The organism is Kothea flammea, assembly GCF_052161645.1.
Lineage (GTDB): Bacteria > Planctomycetota > Planctomycetia > Pirellulales > Pirellulaceae > Laterigemmans.
Window position 1 is genome coordinate 2,439,981 of record NZ_CP197414.1, and the last position, 23,568, is coordinate 2,463,548.

Consider the following 23,568-nt stretch of genomic DNA (forward strand, 5'->3'; position numbering starts at 1 on the left):
CTGGAAAACGCCAGCGTTCGGTTCCGCGGAACTGGACGCTAGCGCTTAACGGCTGATGTTGAGAACCGTAAGCTGGCGCTTAACGGCTGATGTCGAGCATGATCGGCACGACTCGTTTGACCCACTGGCGATACATCGTGGCTGAGGGATGCAATCCGTCGGCCGCGAGTAAACCCGACTCTTGTTCCGTGGCTTGACGCGAGATGTCGGTGATATCCACAAAGTGCGCTTGTAAACGTTCGGTCTCCGACTGCTTGACTTTATTGTACAAATCAATTTGCTGGGCAATTTTGCCGCGATCCCGGTCGGCTGCAAAGGGAGTGGTTCCCCAGTCCGGGATGCTCAGCACGATCACTCGGCCGGGATTGTTGTCCGCTTTTTCAATCGCGTATGTTAACAACTCAATGAACTCAACACGAAATGCTTCGACATCTCGCTCGCGATATTGATTATTGACACCGATCAGCAACGTGACCCAGTCATAACGTTTGTGAACCTTAGCGGACTTGATGCCCGCGGTGAGTTCGTCGGTCGTCCAGCCGGTCTTGGCGATAATTTGCGGGGCGTGGAAAGGGATGCCCGCAGTGGCTAATTCGGCTGTCAGTTGGAGCGGCCATCGGTCCCCGGGTTCGACCCCTTCACCGATCGTGTAAGAGTCACCGAGCGCGAGCATTGTGAATTGATTCTGAGATGGCATTGCGAGCACCATGCAAGCCAGAAATGAACACAGCATACTTCATAATCCTATAATGAGTCGTCGCGTTGAGCCGTTTCCACCACCTCAGCCAACCACTTGCGAGCGTGTTGCCGCGCGGGACTGGGACGCAGGGTCCAAGCGTCATCGTGGTTCAGGAATTGCGTTTGCTGCAACGTAATTCCCTGGCCCAATTGTTGTGATTCCAAAAACTGTTCCGTCTGAGCCTGTGTGGGACCGGTGAGGCCTCCGCTTTCATGCATGATCAGCACGGGGCGCGCCGCAAACCGTCGCCACCGCACCGCCGCCGCTTGGGCATCGCTGTTCGGATATGGCCACTCTCGGACCCCATCGACGTGACTGTAGCAGAGCAAACCTCGCCAACGTTTTGCGACCTGGTCGTTTGCCAGCCCGATGTAACTGCAAGCTAACGAGCCGCGGGAAAAGCCAGTTAACACAATGCGCTGGGGGTCCGCACCATAACGTTGGCAAACTTGATCCACGGCACGCTCTAAATAAGTAATCGTCGCTTGAGGGTCGTGGGCCGGCGGATCTCCCCACCACTTCACAACTGCTTGATCACCAGCGTCATTCAAAAAGGGAACGGCCAACGTGATCCAGCCATCACCGCCACTGAGACCCCAACTCAGCTCACCATCTTCAACTCGGCCAGAGTTGAAGTCGCCGAGCAGATTTTTATAAGGTCCGTTGCCGGCCAGTTCGACCAGCAACGGATAACTTTTTCCCGCTTGCCAATCAGTGGGCAGCCCGACGACATGATAAGGTTCCCCATTGGCGGGCGACGATTTGGTAGCACTGGTAGCCAGTTGTTCAAGCACGCGTTTGCCGGCGGTCGCTGGACCGTTGCTGAGAGCCGGTAAATGTACGTCGGGGGATACCACTTGAAGCATGCGTGGTGCCATCGTCGTTGACTCCACCTGCGGGACAAGCCGAATTTCGCGGATATCCATCACAGCCGCCCGGGCTAGTTGTTCACAAGCAACGGTCAATTGGTGCGGCCTGTCGGCACTCAGTTCAACTTGACCAACCGCTCGCCAGCGAAAGTTTTGGAAGTGGCCGGTTGCTTCAACGGTGTAGTCGAGCGTTTGCTGGCCAATCGTGAAACGGACCCGACTCCCCCCCTGCCCCGCACCGCAGCCTTGCAGCACGTGCAGTTGGAAAACGCCCCCGGTGGCAACGCCAAAGTCCCACTGCACAAAGTCGGCTGGATTGACCCAATAGCCGACCGTATTCTTGTGTAACAACGGTTCAAACTGCAGCTTTTCGCCACTGACTCGGCCGCGGCAAGCTGGCAACACAATTGTGCCGTCGGCTCCTGCGCCAAGTACCGGAAGTTCGGCCGGTGAAGCGGGGGTGCCGATGACATCCATGACGACAACCAGCGGATACTTGGCATTCGCCGGCAAGGCAATTTTCCACTCAACCGGTGATTGCGTCAGCTGCAACATCACCTCCCGGGGCGGGACAAAGGGGGCGAGATCAGTGGCTTGGGTCGCGGAAGAAGCTTCGCCAGGTTTGCTCGTCTGCGCAGCCAATTCCTCATTCCAATACCAAACACTCCGCACTGGCACATGCAGCCGAGGAAACTTGAGCAGGGGTTCGGCGGGCGGTTCGTCCAGCCTGAAATAAATCGCCCCGGGATGCGATTCAATGGTTGCCGGCGGCGTGCTGGTCAATTCCAGCTGGCGCAGAGGTTGAGCTGAACGTTGCCAGGTATCCCAGGCGAGCAGCGAATGCGGTTTGGATCCGCTCGCGCAAGCCGGCCACAGCTGCGTGCTCAGCAAGGTACTCAGCAGGGCAATTCGCAGGCCAGCGATTTGCGGCGAAATGCAATTAGAACGCCGGGAATTGCATCGCAAGGAGCGGAAGGAAAGCATCGAGAGACCTTGGCGGGGGCAATTTCGGCGAACAGGAAAAATCGTTTCACCTGAATTGATGAAGGAAATTTCATCGACAGCGACAAGTTTAACTCCGCACCGACGCAATCACCACCGCGCCACCCCAAATGGTGGCTGTGGCGGGGGCGGTTCGTTTTCCGACGGTGGCGGACGCTCTGATTTACTTAACAAAACATTAACCATATCTAAATACTTTGGCTTTGTCCGATGGTTAAGATTTCGCGAGTTTATCAAGGGTGAATCGCTGGCTTGGAACAATCGCAAGGGTCGCTGAATTGGTTACCACAATCAACGTGTGGCGGAGAATGGCATGCCGCAATCAACGCACAGCTCAGTTACGGATTCGAGGGCTCTCGCTGGCCTGCGTTTTGGTCGCTTGTGGTGGCCTGGCGATGCCAATTTCGACGTCCACGCCGGCGGCGGCAGAGGAAGTGTCTCTGGAGCCGATTAGCACCCACGCCACCGGGCGTTTTGAAAAATCGGCCGCTGAGATTCCGGTCTATTGTCCGCACTCGCAGCGAGTGTTCGTCGTCAATGCCGAGTCGGGAGCTGTGGACGTATTTTCGCTGTCTGACTCTGGCGAACTGAACAAAATTGGCGTGATCAACGCGTCCTCGGATTTGCCCGGTGCCATGGGTGGCGTCAACAGCGTGACCTTGCATCACGGAGTTGTGGCGGTGGCGGTCGAAGCGCGACCGAACACGGACCCTGGCGTGGTCGCCTTTTATGACTCCAAGAAGTTGGCTTTTCTGGGATCCGTTGAAGCGGGGGCATTACCCGATATGGTGACCTTTTCGCCCGACGGTCGTTGGCTGCTGGTTGCCAACGAGGGGGAGCCTAACGAAGACTATACCGTCGACCCCGAGGGTACGGTCAGCATCATTGATTTGAAAGCGAGTGTGACGCATGCGGTGGTTCGCACTGTTGACTTTAAGGCCTGGAATCCAGACGGAAAGCGTGCGGGGGAACTTCCCACGCTCAAACAGCGCGGGTTGAGGCACTGCGGGCGGGTGACGTTGACAACCAATCCCTACACCAGTCGACCGAGTACCTTTGCTGAGGATATGGAGCCGGAATGGATTGAAGTGACTGCCGATAGCAGCCGTGCTTTCGTGTGCTTGCAGGAAGCAAACACGATTGCTGAGATCGAGATTTCCACGGCGAAAGTGTTGCGGTTAGTTCCACTGGGTTTCAAAGATCACGGTTTGCCAGGGCATGAGCTCGACGTTAGTGACAAGGATGACGGGATTCGATTGCGTCAATGGCCGCGACTGATGGGCGTTTATCAACCAGATACGATCCGTCTACAGACGGTCGCAGGGCGCGACTATTTGGTGATGGCAAACGAGGGAGACGCGCGGACTCGCCCCTACTCTGATGAGAGTATTCCAGGTTTGGAAGAGGGCGAATTGTTCAGTGATCAAGCTAAGTTGGCCGACTGGCCTTTGGCGGGTAGCCCGTTTGAGCAGCTGGCTGGGGCTGCCGATTTAGGCCGACTGCAATTGGTCCGCGATTTGGTTCAGCGGGAACTCGACGATGCCGGACGGCCGACTCGTCTGTTCGCCTTTGGAGGTCGCTCTTTCTCGATCTTTGATTTGCAAGCCGAGAAAATGGTCTTTGATAGTGGCAGCGATTTCGAACGGATCACGGCTCAGCGATATCCTCAGTACTTTAACGCCAGCAACAACTCGCTCAAATTCGAGCATCGCAGCCGCAGCAAGGGGCCGGAGCCCGAGGGGTTGGCTCTGGGAGTGATCGCCGGAAGAACGTACGCCTTCATCGGACTGGAACGCATCGGTGGCATCATGGTTTACGATGTCACGGTTCCAGAGCAGGCTCGGCATGTGGGATATTTCAACCATCGTCGCTTTGACGTGCCACAAGTGAACGCGGACGGAATGTCAAATCCGCTCGCCGGTGATAGTGGCGCTGAAGGCTTGGTCTTTATCTCGGCCGAGCAGAGTCCCACAGCGGTGCCCCTGTTGGTTGTTGGAAACGAGACCAGTGGCACCACGACTGTCTGGCAAATCTCGGCGGCCAACAATCAGGACTGAAGCGGAGCGTCGCTCTGGATGACGGTGAGGCCGTAAATGGTGACGCCGCTAGTGCTCCGATGCCACGGGTGCTGAATGCGTCGCTGGAACTGGGATGCCTCAGCGGCCGATAATGCGTTAGAGTGTGCGGCGGAAAGCAAACAGGACGTATTCCTCCAGCTGAGGCACTGCTATGGCTCACACGATCGTCATTTTTGGGGCGTCCGGCGATTTGACCAGTCGCAAACTGGTGCCGGCGCTCTATCGTCTTTTTCAGAAATCGCAGTTGCCCGCTGACACGCGCATCGTCGGCGTCTCGCGGAGTCCGTTTGAGCATGCGGCGTGGCGGGATCAGTTGGCGATCTCCACGGCGAAATTCACCGGGTCGCATTTCAATACGACTTGTTGGCAAGCTTTCAGTCAGCAGATTTATTACCACCCGGGCAACATACAAGAGACCGCTGACTTTGTTGCCTTAAGTAAATTTTTGCAATCGATTGAGCCCGAATCGGGGGCCGACCGGGTCTATTATTTGTCGACGATGCCCCAGTTGTATGAAGAAGCGATTCTGCAACTTGGTCGCAGCGGGTTGGCGACCGATGACGTTCGCGAACGGCGAGTGGTGATCGAAAAACCTTTCGGTACCGATCTAATCACCGCCCGGGCGCTCAACAAGTCGATCCATCGGGTCTTCAATGAAGACCAGATCTATCGGATCGATCATTATTTGGGCAAAGAGACTGTGCAAAATATGTTCGTGTTGCGATTTGCCAACAGCATTTTCGAGCCACTCTGGAATCGCAACTACGTCGACCATGTGCAGATCACGGTGGCCGAGGAGGTGCTGATCGGACGGCGTGCTGGGTACTATGATCAGGCAGGGATCTTGCGTGACATGTTCCAGAATCATCTGTTGCAACTGATGATGATTACGGCCATGGAATCTCCCGCACGCTTTGACGCAAACTTGGTCCGGGACGAGAAGGTCAAAGTGTTGCACAGCGTGCGGGCGCAGCGGGGCGTTGATTTCGCGACCGACACCGTGCGGGGCCAGTACCGTGGTTATCGCCATGAAGAAGGGGTGCCCGCGGGCAGCCCGACGGAGACGTTTGCGGTGCTGAAACTCTACCTCGATAATTGGCGGTGGCGTGGCGTGCCATTCTACCTCCGCAGCGGCAAGGGCATGTCTTGCCGCACCACCCAGATTGTGATCCAGTTTCGGCAACCGCCCCACATGCTATTCGGTTGGAAAAAACGTGAGCCCGATGCCAATCGGTTGGTGATTCAGGTCCAACCGGCAGAAGGGATCCAGTTGCATTTTCAAACCAAAGTGCCCGAGGCGGAAATGAAGATCCGCACCAGCCCGCTCGATTTCCGCTTTGCCCAAAATATGGATGGTGATTTGCCAGATGCTTACCAACGACTGTTGTTGGATGCCATGAACGGTGATGCCAGCTTGTTTGCTCGCTGCGATGAGGTCGAACTCGCTTGGGGCATCATCGATCCCATTTTGTCCGCCTGGCGAAGCCCCGCGGCGCCTCCCCTGGAGATCTATGAACCGGGACTTTGGGGGCCCGAGGAGGCCACCGATTGGATGCGCGATCAGGGCCGCGAATGGTTTGACGTCTGCCCGGTTTTAAAATAGCAACCGCTCGCCGGCGGCGCTGCTGGCTGTCTGTCAATCATCGATCCGCGGTTCACCGTTGATCGCTTGGCCAATCGAAAATGCCAGTCGGCCAAGCATCGCAAAGTAGATAAACCAGAAGCTGACGGTCAAGAACGGAAGCACAAAGGCGACGAGCACCGGTGTGGCTAACGCGTAAAAGAACGAATCGAGCAGAAACAGGCCGCCGAACAGCAGCATCGAAGAAAAGTACAGCGTTCCCCAGGCATCAGGACAGCGGCTGACCGACTTCGTCACGTCGGTACTGATCGGTGCGAATACGCTGTCGTTATCCAAGATCGATAACAACACAAACGGAAAGAACGCAAAGAGTGACAGCATAATTGTGGCCAGCGAAAGGAGCGGTGCGGTGGAAAATAGTAACCAGCTAATGATCGCTCCCGGCGCTCCGCTGAGTACAAACGCGATAAAGACCACGAAGTAACTCCCCATCCATTCGACCGGATTGAAGGAGGGCCACTCATCCACGCGATCCTGGCCGTTGGCAACCGCTTCCAATATCGCGAAGGCGCAGATCAGCACCAGTGAGATAAATAAGATTCCCAAAGCGATTCCGGGCAATAACACAACCGGTGACCCGGTGATTACTAGGGCAACTCCTGGCAAAGCCCCCAGCAGGCTCAAGCCTAAATAATAAGCCAACACGGCGGGGTCTCGAAAAACTCGGAAAGTCTCGCGGAACCAGCCGGCCACATCGGGTGGCTCAAATTCCTTCCTGGGATCGACTTCTACCGAAGTATCATCTTCAGCCGCTTGCAAGTAAGCGGCGGCCGATTTCGCTCCCGGGTGCACCGATTCCTTGCGGTCCTCGACTGGATTGGAAAATTGGAATGTTTGCGCCCGCTCCAGATCGATCTTCACTTTCTTGACTGGTTTGGGGGGCGGCGGGACAATGAAATAGCTGTGGCAGTCACCACAGTGCATTTGTTTGCCGGCCAGTTTCGGTGCGACGTGATGAACCGACTCGCAGACCGGGCACTTGGCGCGGTACTCAGCGGTCGACTCCGGTTCCTCGCGTAACACGAGGTCGTCTGTGTCGGCTGGCGGGCGAGCCGCTTGTCTGGCTGGAGTGGCTGGGGCGTCAAAAGCACCGGCCGAACCCAGTGCTTTGAGGTCTTCCGGGGATAATCCGGGGAGTCCCAGATCGTCCAACGGGCCGCCGCCAGACGCACTGCCACTATTTGCACTGCCGCTATTTGCACTGCCACCACTTGAGCTTCCTCGGCCGCTGGGGACGGGAGTCAGCGGAGGGAGGTCGTCCATCCAGTCGTCGCCAACGACTTGCGGCTCATAGTTGGCGGCATCCGTTTGACGCGTGCTGACTGGTTTTGAGGAGGGCTTGTTCGCAGTTCTTGCCCCGGGAATCGTCAGCGGAGGCAAATCACCTAGCAGGTCCTCCACATTGGTTTGCTGGCCAGTTTTCGCCCCACTTGGCACGCCCGCAGGCACAGCGGGGGCTCGGGTTTCGGACTTTGCCGTTCCAGCCGGTGCTTTCGATTTGGCTGGATTCGTAGTTGAGTCTGTCTTGGCGGGATCGGTTGCCGGGTTGAGATCGAACCATTGGTCGTCGTCATTTGCCGCCGGGGCTGCCCCCGGCACTTTGATTGCCCCGCCACAACGCGGACATTTTAAACGTTTGCCTGCATGGCGCTCCGCCGCGCGAACGGCAGCAGAGCACTTGGGACAGACCAGTCGCAGGGAGTTATTGGCGTTCAATTCACCGGTACCGTAGCAGCAAGAACGGATGCAAAATTCCGGTCGCAATTATTCCTCCATGACGTCCGCTTCGCGACCCTTGGCCAGATCCGTGGCTTCAGCTTCATACTTCTTTGTGAGTTCCTGGATCTCGTTTTTCATTTTATCACGATCGTCTTCACTTATCTCCTTATCTTTTTCCGCTTGGTCGGCCGCTTTGTTTCCATCCCGGCGGATATTGCGGATTGAGACCTTGCATTCCTCAGCCAGTTCCTTGATGCGGCTGACCAATTTTTTGCGAACATCGGTCGAAAGTGGGGGAATGTTCAGGCGAATAATGCGTCCGTCGCTTTGCGGATTCAGCCCCAAATCGCTGGCCACAATCGCTTTTTCAATCTCCTTGATGACACTTGTGTCGTAAGGACGGATGACGATTTGTTGGGGTTCCGGAGTACTGATTGAGGCCAATTGCTTGAGCGGCGTTTGCGAGCCATAGGCCTCGACGCGGAGCGAATCGACCAGCCCGGGGTTTGCTCGACCAGTGCGAATTCCGGCCAAATTATGCTTCAGGACCGCGATTGCCTTGTCCATGCGTTCTTCGGCGTCCGCGACGATTTGTTCAGTTGCCATGGTGCTTCCTGGGACGGGTATGTGAAAAAGGGGGGGTGGGTGGCCGTCGTGGATTGCTCCACTATCTGCTGCGCTGCTTGCCACCAATCCAAGTGCCAACGCTTTCGCCAGCAACGGCTCGCACGATATTACCATCCTTCTTGAAATTAAACACCAGGATGGGGACTCCGTGTTCGCGGCAAAGGGCGATGGCCGTGGCGTCCATGACGCGCAGATTTTTTTCCACTACTTCGGCAAAGTCGAGCTGATCATAGAGCAAAGCGTGTGGATTTTTTTCCGGGTCCTCGCTGTACACCCCGTCGACTCGCGTTGCTTTGAGCACGATGTCGGCTTCCAATTCTAGGGCTCGCTGGGCTGCGGCCGTGTCGGTGGTTACGAATGGACTGCCGATCCCGGCTGCTAGAATCACGACTCTGCCTCGTGACAAATGACGCGTGGCTCGGCGGCGAATAAATTGCTCGGCAACTCCATCCATGCGAATCGCCGACATCACTCGCGTTTGGCAGTCGACTCGCTCCAAGGCATCCTGCAGCGCCAGGGCGTTGATCACCGTGGCCAACATGCCCATGTAGTGAGCCGTCGCCTCCTGCACCGTGGCGTTGGTGTCGGAGAATTGGGCTCCCCGCAAAATATTTCCACCACCGACCACGACGGCCACTTCGCAACCCGATGCGTGTGCTTGGGCGATTTGCCCAGCAATGTGGTCGACCTCATCACCACTGATTCCCCGCTCGCCGCCACTGGCCAAACTCTCGCCGCTGAGTTTGAGGATCACACGTTTGTATCGCAGTTTCGCCTTCGGATTCCCTGGCGAGCCGGACGGTTCAGATTCAGACGGTGCGGATTCAGGCATGGTGCGTGATTCATTCGAGGGAGAGGAGTCAGGTTTAGCGTACGAAAGGGTAGGCCCGTAGCCACGGCAAATTTTATAACAGGTTTGCCGCGCAGCTCGAAGCACAAAAAAACCGAGTCGACAAAACTTGCCGGCCCGGTTTCGATAGTCTCTTTGCGCCATGAGCTAATGGCGACTGGTTACTCAGCCGCCGAAGCGGTCAGCACCCAGTGCCAGTAAGCTTTCACGGTCATGCCGTGACTCTTGGCATATTCTTCGACGGTCTGCTTGTCATCTTTGACGAAAGGTTGATAGAGCAGCGCTCGCTCGGCGATGAACTGCTTGATACGTCCGTCAACGATTTTGTCAACGATGTTCTCGGGCTTGCCCTCATTCATCGCGGCGGCGCGGAGGAACTCGCGTTCTTTGGCGATCATTTCGGGGTCGAGTTCGTCTTCGGAAAGCGCTGCTGGACGCATCGCCGCGACGTGCATGGCGACGTCCTTGGCAGCTTCATCGTTGCCACCTTCGACTTGCACCAGGACACCGGCGATAGTCCCCGCGTTGTGCGAATAGCCGCCGCAGGAACTCTCCACGCGGATGATCCGGCCGACGCGAAATACTTCCCGAATCCGGTTGAACAAGTCTTCTTTTTGCTCGCTCAACGTCATCCCCGATTTGCTCGGCGATGGCTGGGCCAACAGTTCGTCCGCCGTGGCCGCTCCGGGCCCGACGGCCAATTGTTTTGCCAAGTCATTGGCCAATTGGATGAACTCTTCATTTTGCGTGACGGGGGCCGACTCGCAGAGCAACTCTACCATCGCTCCAGTCGACTTGTCGGTGCCGATGTAAAGCCCAAAGCGGCCGAAGCCGGTTTCACGGTCGGACCGCTTGTCGGCCAACTGCTTACCCTTTTCCCGCAGCAATGCGATGGCTTTCTCTTCGTCACCGCCCGCATCGGATAATGCCTTCTTACAATCCATCAATGGCAGACCGGTTCGTTCGCGGAACGCCTTGACCGCGGACGCGGTGATCTGTGACATCGTGTTGTCTCCTGATGAAATCAGCTAATTGGAATCAAGTGATTAAGGTGCTCCCGCAAGGCCGCTCAACCAACTGAACGACGGACAGCGAAATCACCTTGCGAATAATAGAGAGGAGGCTAGCGAACGACCGGTTCGGCTGTGCCCACACAGCGGGAATCAATGCCGGCTGAGCCGGTTGCCTGACTCCCGCGGTGGTATGTGGTATTTAGAATCTATCTGAAAACCGTGGCCAACCGCGGCTCAAGGCAACGCGGTTTGGGGTTTTTGCTTCAGTTAGCCCGCGGGGACTTCACTGGTCGCCGCCGCCGGGGTTGCCGCAACTTCCGCACCGGCGTTCTTGGCTGCTTCCGGGTCCTCACCCTTGCCAATCATGACCGCATCGGCCAGTTGGCTGATGATTAGTTCGACCGAGCGAATACCGTCATCGTTGCCGGGGATCGGCAGATCGATCACGTCCGGATCGCTGTCGGTATCGATCAGAGCAACCGTGGGAATGCCCAACCGGTGCGCTTCGCGAACCGCGTTTCGCTCCTTGCCCGGGTCGACGATTACCAAGCATTCCGGCAAGCGGCTCATGGTACGCAAACCATTCAAGTTGCGATACATCTTGCGATATTCGCGGTTCAGGGCCGATTGCATTTTCTTGCTGTAGTTGCCCAGTTCCTCGCCCTCACGCATTCGCTCTAGCTCTTCCAATCGGCCGAGGCGACTGCGAATCGTGCGGAAGTTGGTTAGCGTGCCGCCCAACCAACGCTCGGAAATGAAGGGCATGCCGCAACGCAACGAGTGCTCTTCGATCGCCTCACCAGCTTGCCGCTTGGTGCCGACGAACAAAATCAAGCTGCCACCCGCGGCGACTTGGCTAAGATATTTCTTGGCTCGCAACAATCCCCGCAGGGTCTCGCGAATATCCAAGATATGAATTTGATTTTTCTTACCGAAAATGTACGGGGCCATTTTCGGGTTCCAAAGACTGGTGCGGTGACCAAAATGGACCCCCGCGTCAATCATCGTCTTGACTATCGATTCCGACATCGTCTGAAAAACTCCGGAAAATTAGCGTGAATCCACGGCTCAGGGCACTGCCAAAATGGAGCGCTCCCAGATGAAAAAAATCACCTTCGGCCTAGAATGCAGAACACACAATGTGAACAACTGAGCACGAATCTGGGTGGGAATACAATGCCACCCCGCAAGAGACTCGGCTCCGACGAACAGCTTAGGCGACGCGGGCCGAAGGCGTCAAGGGTCGATCATCGTCGGCTCTCGCGAACCAAACCGGCAGAAATATCAAGGTCCAAGCCAGCGAACTGACCCCTGGCAATTTTCTCGAGCGCGATCGCTCCCATCACGGCGTTATCGGTGCACAACTCGGGCGGGGCGATCAGCAGCTCGAAACCGTGCTGCTCGGCAGCTTGCTCCAGTGCCCCGCGGAATCGCGGATTGGCGGCGACTCCCCCGCCCACGCACATTCGCTGATGGCCGGTCCGCGCCACGGCCCGCACCGATTTGCCGACTAAACAGTCGACAACCGACTGCTCGAAGGAAGCACACAAATCGGCTAATTCCGTTGGAGTCAGCGAAACCTGGGCAAAGTCTTGCTTGCCCGGCCCCACCAAAGCATATCGCACCGCCGTTTTCAACCCGCTGAAACTAAAATTGTAGTTATCGTCCCGCAGTAGCGAACGTGGAAATGCATGCCGCCGGGGATTCCCCGTTGCTGCCAGTCGCGAAATTTCCGGACCACCCGGGTACGGCAGCCCCAGCATCGTGGCAACTTTATCAAACGCTTCGCCCGCCGCATCGTCAATCGTGCCGCCCAAGGTGGCAAAGTCCAACGCGTCGCGGCAATCGTAGAGTGTCGTGTGCCCGCCGCTGACGACAAATCCCACGCAAGGAAAAACGTCCCGACCCGCGGCGACTCGGCAAGCATAAATGTGAGCATGCAGATGGTCGATCGCCACCAGCGGCACCCCCCAGGCCACCGCCAAGCACTTGGCAGCAGTCAGCCCCACCAATAACGACCCCGCCAAACCGGGCGCGTTAGCCACGGCGATTGCGGTCAGTTCACTGCCCGTCAATTGCGCGTCCCGCAGGGCCGAGTCGATCACTGGCAATATTCGCTCCACATGCGCGCGGGCGGCAATCTCCGGGACGACGCCGTGATAAACCTCGTGCAACGCAATCTGGCTGGCTACGCATTGACCCAACACCTCGCCCCCGTCACCGATCACCGCGGCGGCGGTTTCATCGCATGTCGTTTCGATCGTCAATACGGGCATGGGGTAAGTTAGTGGCTAGTGGCTAGTGGCTAGTGGCTAGTGGCTAGTGGCTGGTGGCTGGTGGCTGGTGGCTGGTGGCTGGTGGCTGGTGGCTAGTGGCTGGTGGCTGGTGGCTAGTGGCTGGTGGCTGGTGGCTAGTGGCTAGTGGCTAGTAGGGGCGCGGGGCGGCCCTTATCGCTAACTGCTGACCGCCTTAGTATGCCCAAGTTAAGCTCGGCGGGAAGCGTGCCTGCGGCTTGCGCGCCCGCAGCACCTACGCGACAGGAAATTTTTCTTGTATAAATAGCGTCAGATCGCTGAGAGCCTGTCCGGAAACCGCGAGCCGCCTGCGATAGTTGCGGGCCGACCGCTACTTCTTCGGCGAGGTATCTCAGACTTCATTCAATCGCCCCTGTCACGAAACCCCGGAAGCTCTGCGAACGTGCTTGACCCAGATTTTGCCAGCGCTCTCGCCGATGCGGGACTCGAGATCCCCAGCGAACAAGCCGAACGTCTGGAGGCCTACGCCCGGGTTCTCTGGCGGTGGAACGAAAAACTCAACCTTACCCGCCACACCGATTGGCCACTGTTCGTCAATCGCGACCTTCGCGATTGTATGCAGCTCGCCCCCCTGCTTGATGCCGGAGAAGAAGTTTTGGATTTGGGGTCCGGTGGTGGGGTGCCTGGTATCCCGCTGGCGATTCTCCGCCCCGATATCGACGTCTCGTTGGCCGAGTCGGTGGGGAAACGGGCCAATGTGCTCAACGAAATCGTGCAAGAACTCAATCTTCCCGTCCCCGTCTATGCGGCCCGCGGCGAAGAGTTGCTGCAAGATTTTCGCTTCAGCACGATCGTTTCCCGCGCCGTCGGCTCGATTAGCAAGTTTTGTCGCTGGGTGACTCCACATTGGCCTTCAGTTGACCGACTATTGTTAATTAAAGGCCCGCGTTGGGTCGATGAGCGAGGAGAGGCCCGACATACCGGCGCGCTGCAAGGCTTGCAAATCCGCCGCGCGGCGGTTTACCCCCTCGGCGATGGTGAAAACGAAGGGGTCATCCTGCAAATTTGGCCCGACGGATCCAATAAATATAGTTAAGTTATTGCCACGCGAATATTTAGTTTTATTTAGATGTATGGCCGTCTCAAGAATATCAGTTAAAACAGAAAATCCCGCTTAGTGACCTAGCGTTTCGCAAGTACATTGTTAACAAGTCGACTTTTTCCGTGACGGATTCAAGTAGCGTCCACTTTAAGAAGTTCCATGAGCGATTATACCCTGACCCACCTCAAGCAGTTGGAAGCGGAGAGCATCCACATCATTCGTGAAGTGGTCGCTGAGTTCCAGAATCCGGTCATGCTCTATTCGGTCGGCAAAGATTCTTCGGTGATGCTCCAATTGGCACTCAAAGCCTTCGCTCCCGCCAAGCCGCCATTTCCTCTGCTGCACGTCGACACGACTTATAAATTTCGCGAGATGATTCAGTTTCGCGACAAGTTTATCAAGGAGGATTTGGGATTGGAGCTATTCGTGCATACCAATCACGAAGGGCTCAAACTGAACATCTATCCTTGGGTCGACAGCGATCGTCACACCACGTTAATGAAGACCGACGCGCTCAAGCAAGCGCTCAACGAGCATGGCTTTGACGCCGCTTTTGGTGGTGCTCGCAGGGATGAAGAGAAGAGTCGGGCGAAAGAGCGAATCTTCAGTTTCCGCGACCGCAGCCACCGCTGGGATCCCAAGAACCAGCGTCCCGAATTGTGGAATTTGTTCAATACCAAAATCAACAAGGGCGAGTCGATTCGCGTCTTTCCGCTGAGCAACTGGACTGAGCTTGATATTTGGCAATACATCCATCTTGAAAACATTCCCATCGTGCCGATGTACTTTTCTTCGGAAAGAAAAGTGATCGAGCGGGATGGTCAGTTGATCATGCGCGATGACGACCGGATGCCGCTGTTGCCGGGCGAAGTCGAAGAAACGCGTTGGGTGCGGTTTCGTACGCTGGGTTGCTATCCGTTAACCGGAGCAGTCGAGTCGACGGCCAGCACGTTGCCGGAAATCATTCAAGAAATGTTGTTAACAAAGACCAGCGAACGACAAGGTCGCGTCATCGACAAAGATGCTGGTGGTGCTGGTATGGAACAGAAGAAACGCGAAGGTTACTTCTAGGGGCTGCTGCTCTCGCGAAGCAAAAGACGACGCTCTGGCCGTTTAATTTTTATCACACACGTTTAGTACTATGTCGCACCAGTCAGATCTGATCGCCACAGACATCGAAGCTTACTTGGCTCAGCATGAGCAAAAGCAGATGCTTCGTTTTATCACTTGCGGGAGCGTGGATGACGGCAAGAGCACGTTGATCGGTCGCTTGTTGTATGACAGCAAAATGTTGTACGAAGATCAGTTGGCGCAGATCGAAGTGGAATCGAAAACGCAAGGCACCACCGGAGGCTTATTCGATCCGGCCTTGGTGACCGACGGCTTGCGAGCCGAGCGTGAGCAAGGGATCACGATCGATGTCGCTTATCGTTACTTCAGTACTGCCCGCCGTAAATTCATCATCGCCGACACGCCGGGTCACGAGCAATACACGCGGAACATGGCCACGGGAGCCAGCACGGCCGACTTGGCGATTATTTTGATCGACGCCCGCCACGGTGTGCTCACGCAAACGCGTCGTCACAGCTTCATCGTCTCGTTGCTGGGAATTCAGCACGTGGTCGTGGCTGTGAACAAGATGGACCTCGTCGACTTTAGCGAAGCACGCTTTGACGAAATCTGCAAGGACTATCGCGCCTTTGCTTCGCGGTTGGACTTGCCCGATTTGCATTTTATTCCGATCAGCGCGCTTTCCGGCGATAACTTGGTCGATCAAAGCGAACGCATGCCCTGGTATCGCGGCAGCACGCTGATGAATCTGCTCGAGACTGTCTACATCGGTTCGGACAGAAACCTCCGCGACTTTCGCATGCCCGTGCAGTACGTTAATCGCCCCAATTTGGACTTCCGCGGCTTCTGCGGCACAATCGCCTCCGGCACCATTCGCGCCGGAGACGAAGTCATGATCATGCCCAGTCGGCAGCGCAGCCGAGTCAAACAGATTGTGACTTTTGACGGGGATATCGAAGAAGCGTTTGCTCCCATGTCGGTCACCCTGACGCTGACCGATGAAGTCGACGCCAGCCGCGGTGACATGATTGTTCGCCCCGGCAACGTGCCCAAATCGGCCGATTCTCTAGAAGCAATCGTCGTCTGGATGGACCAGCAAGCACTAGTGCCCGGCAAAAATTATCTCATCAAACAGACAACGCAAACGGTGCCCGGCACGATCGACACGCTCCGCTATCGGATTGACGTGAATACCCTGCACCGCGCGCCGGCTCCAAAGTTGGAACTCAACGAAATCGGCCGCGTGCGGTTGTCGTTGGGAGCTCCGCTGCATTTTGATGCGTACCGAGCCAACCATGGCACCGGCTCGTTTATCGTCATCGACCGGATTACCAACGTCACGGTCGCCGCCGGCATGATCCTCGAACGCAGCCCCGAGCAAGATCGCGCCGACGCGGTCTGGGAAGAGGATCTCGCTGATGACAATAAAGAACGCAAACTCAGCGCCGTCTCGGGCGAGGAACGTGAAGCCCGCTTTGGCCAAAAACCTCTGACTGTGCTGTTCACCGGCTTGACCGGCAGCGGCAAGACGACTTTGGCGCAGGCTGTCGAGCGAAAATTGTTCGACGCCGGCCGGGCTGCTTCCGTGCTGGATGGTTCCTGGGTCCGTCGCGGATTAAGTGTCGATCTTGGCTACACGGCCGATGACCGCAGCGAGAATCTCCGCCGCGCCGCCCACCTGGCGCTGGTGCTCAATGAATCAGGGCTGATCTGCTTGGCCGCGTTTGTCTCTCCCGATGAAGCGGTACGGCAGAAAGTGGCCAGCGTCGTCGGGGCCGAACGGTTTGTGGTGGTGCACGTCGCCACCCCCCTGGAAGTGTGCCGCCAACGCGACCAGAAACAGCAGTATGAAAAAGCCGACTCCGGCGAACTGCGGAATTTCCCCGGCGTCACGGCCAAGTACGAACCGCCGACCAGCCCTGCGCTCGTTGTTGATTTGGCCCAGCAGTCGATCGAGGAGGCGGCCGACCAAGTCGTCGCCATGATTGAGGCTCGAATCTAGCCCAGCTCTCTATGCGGAATCAGCCGCCACGCGCCAGCGTGCGGTTCTCGCAGTCGTGAATTGACTCTCTACGACTGATATCGCGTTGTTTAAAGTCGACTCTACCCCGTGAAATTGACTTTCGCCCGCGAAGTTGGCCTCGGCGGGGCACTTGGGCTTTCGCACTGACAGCTCGGACACTATAGTTCGGGATTCTAGAAGATCGATCAGGATACGGTTGAACCGGTAGAAAGAATATTCCAATGGCAACTAAAGTAAAAACCAAGATCAAGACCCACAAAGGCACCAAAAAGCGGTTTCGCTTGAGTGCTAACGGCAAAGCAATGCACCGGTCTTCGGGCACCAGCCACTTGGCAATGGGTGTTTCCAAGAAGCGTCGTCGCAACCTCCGCGGCACGACCGCTGTGCATACGTGCATGGAGCCGATGATCCATGCGGCACTCAACGGTCACAGTAACTGAGTTGGCTGATTTCCGTTTGAGTTGAAAAGACATCTCTGTTTTTTTGTTTGATTTCCCCAGGTGGCTAGGTAAGAACGGTTCCTCATCGATTGCTGGGGTCACATCGCTTGTGACCTCCGCAGCATGCGGGAATGGCCTGAGTCACTACAGTTCCGGAGTATTGCAGCTATGCGTACCACAACAGGCTCCGCTAGGCATAAATCTAAGAAGCGATTATTTAAGCGCACCAAAGGCTACGTCGGTGGACGTGGTAATTTGTTGCGTACGGCCAAGGAAACTTCGCTCCGTGCGGGTGCTTACGCGTTTCGTGACCGTCGTGTTAAGAAACGTGAATTCCGCAAGTTGTGGATCATTCGTATCAACGCGGCCTGTCGCATGCGAGACATTCGCTACAGCCTCTTCATTGCCGGGCTGAAGAAAGCCAACATCGAATTGGACCGCAAAACCTTGTCGGAGATGGCGATTCATAACCCGCAGGACTTTGATAAAGTTGTCGAACAAGCCAAGGCGGCATTGGCTGGTTAATTCCATTTTGGTCGCTCACGCACCGCTCAAGCCGCTTCGATTCGTCGAGGCGGCTTTTTTTATTTACCCAAGTTTGGGTAGTATCTTCCTTGTCGGTCTGCCAAGCTTTTGGGCAAACACGATGCTTGACGACTCGCAGCCAGATTCTCCGTTCGTAATTCTTGACCTCTGAAAGCCATGTCCACGACCACTGATCTAAACGACTTTCTCGCCAACTTAGCGAACATCGAAGCGACCGGCTTGGCCGCCATGGCCGAAGCGTGTGATGCTGAGTCGTTGGAGGCGGCGCGCATTAAATATTTGGGGGCCAAGTCGGGTGCCTTTAAGGAAGTGGAAAAGCAATTTGGCGGGGTCGAAAAAGCTGACAAACGTGCCGCCGGCATGCGGCTGAACGAGGTCAAAAAAAACCTCAAAGAAGCGTTGCAAAGCGCCACCGAGGCGTTATCCGCCGGCGATCAAGCGGCCGCTGGTCCCCGCTGTGATGTCTCACTTCCCGGCACCCCACCGCGGCTTGGGCATGTCCATCCAATTACGCAAACGATCGAACACCTCAAAGAGATCATGGGGCGGATGGGGTTCGCTGCGGCGGAGGGACCTGAGGTGGAAGACCCCTGGCACAACTTCGTGGCCCTCAATATTCCTGCCGATCATCCCGCTCGCGACCCGCTGGAGAATTTTTATCTGGCCACCGCCGGGACGGTCGATCCGGAAAACGCAAAGGTCTCATTGGAAGATGGCGGACAATTGCTCAGAAGCCAAACCAGCACGGTGCAGATCCGGGTGATGGAAACCAGTCAGCCACCGATTCGCGTTATTTCACTCGGGCGCGTCTATCGGCCCGACGCGCCGGATGCGACTCACTATCCCATGTTTCATCAAATGGAAGGGCTGTTGGTCGATACCCACGTGACCATGGCCAATTTGAAAACAGTCCTCCGCGTCTTCGCGAACAATTATTTGGGCGAAGATGTCGATATCCGCTTTCGCCCTTCCTTCTTCCCGTTCACCGAACCGAGCGTCGAAGTCGATTTTTGGTGGAACGACCAGTGGATTGAATTTGGCGGAGCCGGCATGGTCGATCCCGCGGTGCTGACCTCGGTCGGTTACGATCCAGATCGTTATGCTGGTTTCGCCTTTGGTCTCGGCGTCGAACGCTTGTGTATGCGGCGACATGCCATTACTGACATCCGCGACCTGTACAGCGGCGACATGCGATTTTTGTCACAGTTCTAGCGGTCACATCGCCCTGCTCTGTCTCGCATTATTTATTTGCCAGCCCGTTATTTCACTCTTAATTCGTTTAGATCGATCATGCTTGTCTCCTGGACTTGGCTTTCCCGCTATCTCGACCTGCCCATGACCCCGGCCGCCTTGGCCGATGCGCTCAGCCTCTCTGGGTTAAACCACGAGTCGACCTCCGAAGTGGGCGACGATGTGGTGATTGATTTGGAAGTGACCAGCAATCGCGGCGACTGTTTGGGACACATTGGCGTGGCCCGCGAGATCGCCGTGCTATATGACTTGCCACTCAAACTCCCCACGCCCCAACCGGCCGAAGCAAGCTTCCCCGTCACTGACTTTGCATCGATTCGCAACGACTTTCCCGCCGCCTGTCCTCGCTATACCGCTCGCGTTATTCGTGGAGTGAAGATCGGTTCGAGCCCCACTTGGCTGGCCGATTCATTGCGCTCGATCGGGCTTACGCCGGTGAACAATGTTGTCGATGTCACCAATTATGTGATGATGGAATGTGGCCAGCCGCTGCACGCATTTGATCTGGCCGCGATCGCTGACAACCAAGTTGTCGTGCGACCTGGTAAGCCGGGCGAGCAGTTGGAAGCGATCGATCATCGCACCTATCAGCTCGATGCCGAGACCTGCGTGATCGCCGATGCGGAGCGGGCCCTGGCCATCGCTGGAGTGATGGGAGGAGCCAGTTCGGAAGTCACCGCAGCCACAACCGATTTGTTGTTGGAGGCGGCAATCTTTACGCCCCTAAATGTGCGGCGTTCTGCCCGCGGGCTGAAACTGCACAGTCCTTCTTCGTATCGCTTCGAACGCCGAGTCGATCCGGCCGGCGTTGATTGGGCTAGCCGCCGCGCCTGCCAATTGATCTTGGAGACCGCCGGTGGGGAATTGGCCAGCGGGCTGCTCGATTCAGCTCCGCAAATGCCGACGCGTGAACCAGTGGTGCTGCGTTTAGCCCAGATCGAACGCATCCTGGGAATTCAAATTGACCGCGAAGAAGTGATGCGGATTTTGAGCGTGTTGGGCTGTGGTTTACAGCCAACGACCGATGCCTTGACAATTGACCCGCCCTCGTGGCGACACGATTTGACTCGTGAAGCCGACATGATCGAGGAGGTCGCGCGGATTCACGGCTATGACAAAATTCCCGAAGATAGTCCGATCCCTGTCGCCCCCAGCGCTCGCCGTGATTTTGATACCGCCATGGATCGTGTGCGACAAGTCTTGCTCGCCGGTGGTATTAGCGAAGCAATGACTCCCAGCATCGTGACCAGCAAATTGGACACGGTGCTCAGCCCCTGGACCGAGCGTGCTGCCTTGCAAACCGAGACGCCCCTGTTGAAAGGGGCGACGTGTTTGCGACGTTCGCTGTTGCCCAGCCTGCTGCAAAGTCGCGCCGACAATTGGTCAGCGGCCAGTTGGGAAGCCGATCTTTATGAAGTAGCTCACATCTATCTTCCCGGTGCGGCTTCCGGAGATTTACCCGAGGAGCAATACAGCGTGGGGCTGGTCTGCGGGCAGGACTTTTTTCATCTCAAGGGATTGCTCGAAGCGTTGCTCCGTTCGCTTGGCAGTCGCGGTCGTTTGGCGGTTACCTCGCAAGCCATTGAAGGGCTCGATCGTGAATTGTCGGTCGCCTTGCATTTGGATGCCAAGCTCATTGGTTATTTGGGACAGGTCTCCAAACAACTGCAGCAACAACTAAAGTTGCCCGGGCAAACTTGCGTGGCTGAATTGTCATTGCCGGCGATCTTTCAAGGTGCCCAATTGGTACCTCAGTTCCAGCCCGTCAGCCCCTTTCCGATCATCTCACGCGACATCAACTTGATCGTCGCCGAAGCCGTGCATTGGATTGATTTAGAGACCAGCACACGCGCAGCAGGCGGTGTGGATTTAGCTGATGTTCGCTATCAAGAAACGTATCGTGCTCCGGAAAAAGATGGTGAGGGCACCAAGCGGATTTTATTCAGCGTCGATCTGCAGCGTCAAAACGGCACGTTGACCGGCTCCGAAGCCGACGACACGATTGAGGCAATTGTGCAACGGTGCCAGCAAGACCACGCTGCGAGGCTGTTGGCTTAACCTCGAGGTCTTGCTGATGCCAATCGATGCGCTGATCCTCGTCGCCAGCATCTTGCTCTTGCTGGGGATTGCCTCCAGCAAGTTTTCCGCTCGGCTGGGGATGCCGGTGTTGGTGATGTTCTTAGGTCTGGGCATGTTGGCTGGCTCGGAGGGGCTCGGTGGGATCGCGTTTGAAGATTATTCGTTAGCCAACGCGATCGGTTCGTTAGCCTTAGCGGTGATCTTGTTCAGCGGCGGCTTGGGGACCCCTTACAAGTCGCTTCGTGCCGCCTGGAAACCTGCCGGGTTGTTGGCCACGGTCGGAGTCCTGCTGACCGCGATCACCACTGGTCTGGCCGCCTCTTGGATTTTGGGGATTCCCTGGGCGCAAGGCTTGCTGTTGGGAAGCATTGTTGGCTCTACCGATGCCGCGGCGGTGTTTTCCGTCCTCCGCTCGGGAGGTGTGCATATCCGCCGTCGCTTGGCCGATACGCTCGAGGTGGAGAGTGGCTCCAACGACCCCATGGCGATCTTTATGACGGTGGGGTTAATCGAAGTGCTCAGTGGTCGCTTGCCCCCCGGTCTCGGCCTGTTGTTGATGTTTGTCAATCAAATGGTTGTTGGCGTGGGGATCGGCCTGTTGATCGGTTGGTTCGCCGTGGTGGCCATCAACCATATTCATTTGGCAACGGCTGGGCTCTATCCAATCTTGGCCACCGCCTTTGGACTGCTCGCTTTTGGGCTGGCCGCTGAACTGGGCGGCAGTGGGTTTTTGGCTGTTTATTTAGCTGGCATGCTGATTGGTAATCAACGAATCGTGTTTCAGCGCGGCATCATGATGTTTCATGATACGGCAGCCTGGCTGGGGCAAATTGCGATGTTTATCGTCTTGGGATTGCTAAGTTTTCCCAGCCGATTGTTAGATGTATTTGTTCCCGGCATGGCGGTGGCGGTGGTGTTGGTATTCATTGCCCGGCCACTTGCTGTTGCGCTCACCTTAATCCCTTTTCGCTACTCGGCTCGCGAACGAATTTTTCTCGCTTGGGTTGGTCTTAAGGGTGCCGTACCGATCACGTTGGCGACTTTCCCCTTGATTGCCAATATTCCCTCGGCGGCCATGATTTTTGATGTTGTTTTCTTCGTGGTCTTAGTTTCTGCGATTGTCCAAGGTTGGAGTTTACCCTGGGTTGCTCGCTGGCTCAAATTGGAAATCCCACCCCGCCGCGAGCCCCCGGTAACGTTAGAAATTAGCTCGCTGCAAAACGTGGAAGGCGATATCGTGGACTACTACGTCGACTCCGATAGCAGGGCTGCCGGCAAGATGGTCAAAGACTTGGCGCTTCCCGAGGAGGTCGTGTTGGCGTTGATTGTTCGCCAGCAACATATCATGTTACCGAAAGGAAATTCTCAGCTCGAGTCGGGCGATCATGTGATTGTGGTGCTGCGGCCGCAAGTCCGTCCGTTGGTTGATCGTCTCTTCGCTCGCCAGCATCATGATATCGCCAAAGTCGGCTTACCAACCACGCTTGAATTTCCCCTCCGGGGCACGATTCGCGTGGAGGAGCTGGAGGGTTTTTATGATATTAAGTTGGGTGGCAACCCGCAGCATACGTTAGCACAGTGGATTCGCCAGCGAGCCGGGCAGCAAACTTTGGAAATTGGTTTGTCGGTGGCTTGTCAAAAGGTTCGTCTAACGGTTCGTGCGATGACGCCCGCAGGTGATATCGATTACGTTGGGATGACGATACTCGCTACCGAGGAACTTCCCGCTGACACTTTCCACGGGAAAAATTGACTCGATGTCTGACACTGAATCAAACAACTTTGAATCAAACAACACGGAATTTTTTCTGGCCGCCAAGTCGTTCGCGGTCGCTGGCGCGTCAAACCGCAGGCAGAAATATGGCAACATAGTTTTTCGCGCCCTGTTATCAGCCGGCCGCCAAGTTTATCCATTAAACCCCGTGCAGACTGAGATCGAAGGACAACCGGCGTATGCAACCATTGGCGATTTGCCGGTTGTTCCCGAGGCGGTTTCGATCATTACACCACCAGCCGTGACGCGGCAAATCGTGGCCGATGCGATCACCGCCGGGGTGCGGCACGTATGGATGCAGCCGGGTGCCGAAGATGCGGAGGCAAGTGAATCGGCGCGGCGTGCGGGGCTCAATGTAATCGACGACGGCAGTTGTATTTTGGTCTTGTTGGCCCGATCAACATAACGGGGGTGCGCCGCTGTTCCCTGGGTTAGCGGTTTTGGCGCTAGCCACCGTTCGGTTACATGCAGTTCCCTTAAGCAAATTC

20 protein-coding genes are annotated in these 23,568 nt (G+C 56.4%); 12 read left to right on the plus strand and 8 right to left on the minus strand.

Annotated features, from left to right (window positions below):
* Nucleotides 1-79: 79 nt before the first annotated feature.
* Together SH139x_RS08730 and SH139x_RS08735 are read right to left on the minus strand one after the other, a co-directional pair.
* Nucleotides 80-697 (minus strand): SGNH/GDSL hydrolase family protein, encoded by a 618-nt coding sequence (locus SH139x_RS08730; RefSeq protein ID WP_488354888.1) that lies wholly within the window; start codon nucleotides 695-697, stop codon nucleotides 80-82.
* Between the two features lie 47 nt (nucleotides 698-744).
* Complete coding sequence (locus SH139x_RS08735) at nucleotides 745-2,499, minus strand: hypothetical protein (RefSeq protein ID WP_488354889.1); 1,755 nt, start codon at nucleotides 2,497-2,499, stop codon at nucleotides 745-747.
* A gap of 43 nt (nucleotides 2,500-2,542) precedes the next feature.
* On the opposite strand from SH139x_RS08735, the gene SH139x_RS08740 reads away from it, so the two are divergent.
* The 3 genes from SH139x_RS08740 (at nucleotide 2,543) to zwf (ending at nucleotide 6,291) form a co-directional block, all read left to right on the plus strand.
* Nucleotides 2,543-2,887 carry a hypothetical protein gene (locus SH139x_RS08740; RefSeq protein ID WP_488354890.1) on the plus strand — a complete coding sequence of 115 codons (345 nt, stop codon included), beginning with the start codon at nucleotides 2,543-2,545 and terminating at the stop codon, nucleotides 2,885-2,887.
* Between the two features lie 118 nt (nucleotides 2,888-3,005).
* Nucleotides 3,006-4,667, plus strand: coding sequence for a choice-of-anchor I family protein (locus SH139x_RS08745; RefSeq protein WP_488354891.1), 1,662 nt, complete (start codon nucleotides 3,006-3,008; stop codon nucleotides 4,665-4,667).
* A gap of 172 nt (nucleotides 4,668-4,839) precedes the next feature.
* Nucleotides 4,840-6,291, plus strand: coding sequence for a glucose-6-phosphate dehydrogenase (zwf, locus tag SH139x_RS08750; protein ID WP_488354892.1), 1,452 nt, complete (start codon nucleotides 4,840-4,842; stop codon nucleotides 6,289-6,291).
* A gap of 33 nt (nucleotides 6,292-6,324) precedes the next feature.
* Here zwf and SH139x_RS08755 read toward each other — a convergent pair whose 3' ends face one another.
* The 6 genes from SH139x_RS08755 to tsaD form a co-directional block, all read right to left on the minus strand.
* Nucleotides 6,325-8,094: a hypothetical protein gene (locus tag SH139x_RS08755; protein WP_488354893.1), complete on the minus strand. Its 1,770-nt coding sequence runs from the start codon at nucleotides 8,092-8,094 to the stop codon at nucleotides 6,325-6,327.
* Complete coding sequence (gene frr / locus SH139x_RS08760) at nucleotides 8,095-8,655, minus strand: ribosome recycling factor (RefSeq protein ID WP_488354894.1); 561 nt, start codon at nucleotides 8,653-8,655, stop codon at nucleotides 8,095-8,097.
* Between the two features lie 61 nt (nucleotides 8,656-8,716).
* Nucleotides 8,717-9,508, minus strand: coding sequence for a UMP kinase (gene pyrH / locus SH139x_RS08765; protein WP_488354895.1), 792 nt, complete (start codon nucleotides 9,506-9,508; stop codon nucleotides 8,717-8,719).
* A 179-nt stretch (nucleotides 9,509-9,687) separates the two neighbouring features.
* Nucleotides 9,688-10,530 carry a translation elongation factor Ts gene (gene tsf / locus SH139x_RS08770; RefSeq protein WP_488354896.1) on the minus strand — a complete coding sequence of 281 codons (843 nt, stop codon included), beginning with the start codon at nucleotides 10,528-10,530 and terminating at the stop codon, nucleotides 9,688-9,690.
* A gap of 276 nt (nucleotides 10,531-10,806) precedes the next feature.
* Nucleotides 10,807-11,568 (minus strand): 30S ribosomal protein S2, encoded by a 762-nt coding sequence (rpsB, locus tag SH139x_RS08775; protein ID WP_488354897.1) that lies wholly within the window; start codon nucleotides 11,566-11,568, stop codon nucleotides 10,807-10,809.
* Between the two features lie 218 nt (nucleotides 11,569-11,786).
* Nucleotides 11,787-12,815 carry a tRNA (adenosine(37)-N6)-threonylcarbamoyltransferase complex transferase subunit TsaD gene (gene tsaD / locus SH139x_RS08780; RefSeq protein WP_488354898.1) on the minus strand — a complete coding sequence of 343 codons (1,029 nt, stop codon included), beginning with the start codon at nucleotides 12,813-12,815 and terminating at the stop codon, nucleotides 11,787-11,789.
* A 421-nt stretch (nucleotides 12,816-13,236) separates the two neighbouring features.
* Here tsaD and rsmG point away from each other — a divergent pair, with 421 nt between their 5' ends.
* From rsmG to SH139x_RS08825, 9 genes are all read left to right on the plus strand, one after another.
* On the plus strand, nucleotides 13,237-13,890 hold the full coding sequence (gene rsmG / locus SH139x_RS08785) for a 16S rRNA (guanine(527)-N(7))-methyltransferase RsmG (protein WP_488354899.1): 654 nt from the start codon (nucleotides 13,237-13,239) through the stop codon (nucleotides 13,888-13,890).
* A gap of 165 nt (nucleotides 13,891-14,055) precedes the next feature.
* The gene (gene cysD / locus SH139x_RS08790; protein ID WP_488354900.1) at nucleotides 14,056-14,967 is read left to right on the plus strand and encodes a sulfate adenylyltransferase subunit CysD; all 912 of its coding nucleotides are present in this window, start codon (nucleotides 14,056-14,058) and stop codon (nucleotides 14,965-14,967) included.
* Between the two features lie 70 nt (nucleotides 14,968-15,037).
* The gene (gene cysN / locus SH139x_RS08795; protein ID WP_488354901.1) at nucleotides 15,038-16,969 is read left to right on the plus strand and encodes a sulfate adenylyltransferase subunit CysN; all 1,932 of its coding nucleotides are present in this window, start codon (nucleotides 15,038-15,040) and stop codon (nucleotides 16,967-16,969) included.
* Between the two features lie 242 nt (nucleotides 16,970-17,211).
* Nucleotides 17,212-17,430, plus strand: coding sequence for a 50S ribosomal protein L35 (gene rpmI / locus SH139x_RS08800; RefSeq protein ID WP_488354902.1), 219 nt, complete (start codon nucleotides 17,212-17,214; stop codon nucleotides 17,428-17,430).
* Between the two features lie 168 nt (nucleotides 17,431-17,598).
* Entirely contained in the window at nucleotides 17,599-17,955 is a 357-nt protein-coding gene (rplT, locus tag SH139x_RS08805) for a 50S ribosomal protein L20 (protein WP_488354903.1), read from the plus strand.
* Between the two features lie 177 nt (nucleotides 17,956-18,132).
* Nucleotides 18,133-19,188, plus strand: coding sequence for a phenylalanine--tRNA ligase subunit alpha (gene pheS / locus SH139x_RS08810; RefSeq protein ID WP_488354904.1), 1,056 nt, complete (start codon nucleotides 18,133-18,135; stop codon nucleotides 19,186-19,188).
* A 78-nt stretch (nucleotides 19,189-19,266) separates the two neighbouring features.
* Nucleotides 19,267-21,285 carry a phenylalanine--tRNA ligase subunit beta gene (gene pheT, locus SH139x_RS08815; RefSeq protein WP_488354905.1) on the plus strand — a complete coding sequence of 673 codons (2,019 nt, stop codon included), beginning with the start codon at nucleotides 19,267-19,269 and terminating at the stop codon, nucleotides 21,283-21,285.
* A gap of 13 nt (nucleotides 21,286-21,298) precedes the next feature.
* Nucleotides 21,299-23,059, plus strand: coding sequence for a potassium/proton antiporter (locus tag SH139x_RS08820; RefSeq protein WP_488355987.1), 1,761 nt, complete (start codon nucleotides 21,299-21,301; stop codon nucleotides 23,057-23,059).
* A gap of 4 nt (nucleotides 23,060-23,063) precedes the next feature.
* On the plus strand, nucleotides 23,064-23,486 hold the full coding sequence (locus SH139x_RS08825) for a CoA-binding protein (RefSeq protein WP_488354906.1): 423 nt from the start codon (nucleotides 23,064-23,066) through the stop codon (nucleotides 23,484-23,486).
* Nucleotides 23,487-23,568: the final 82 nt, after the last annotated feature.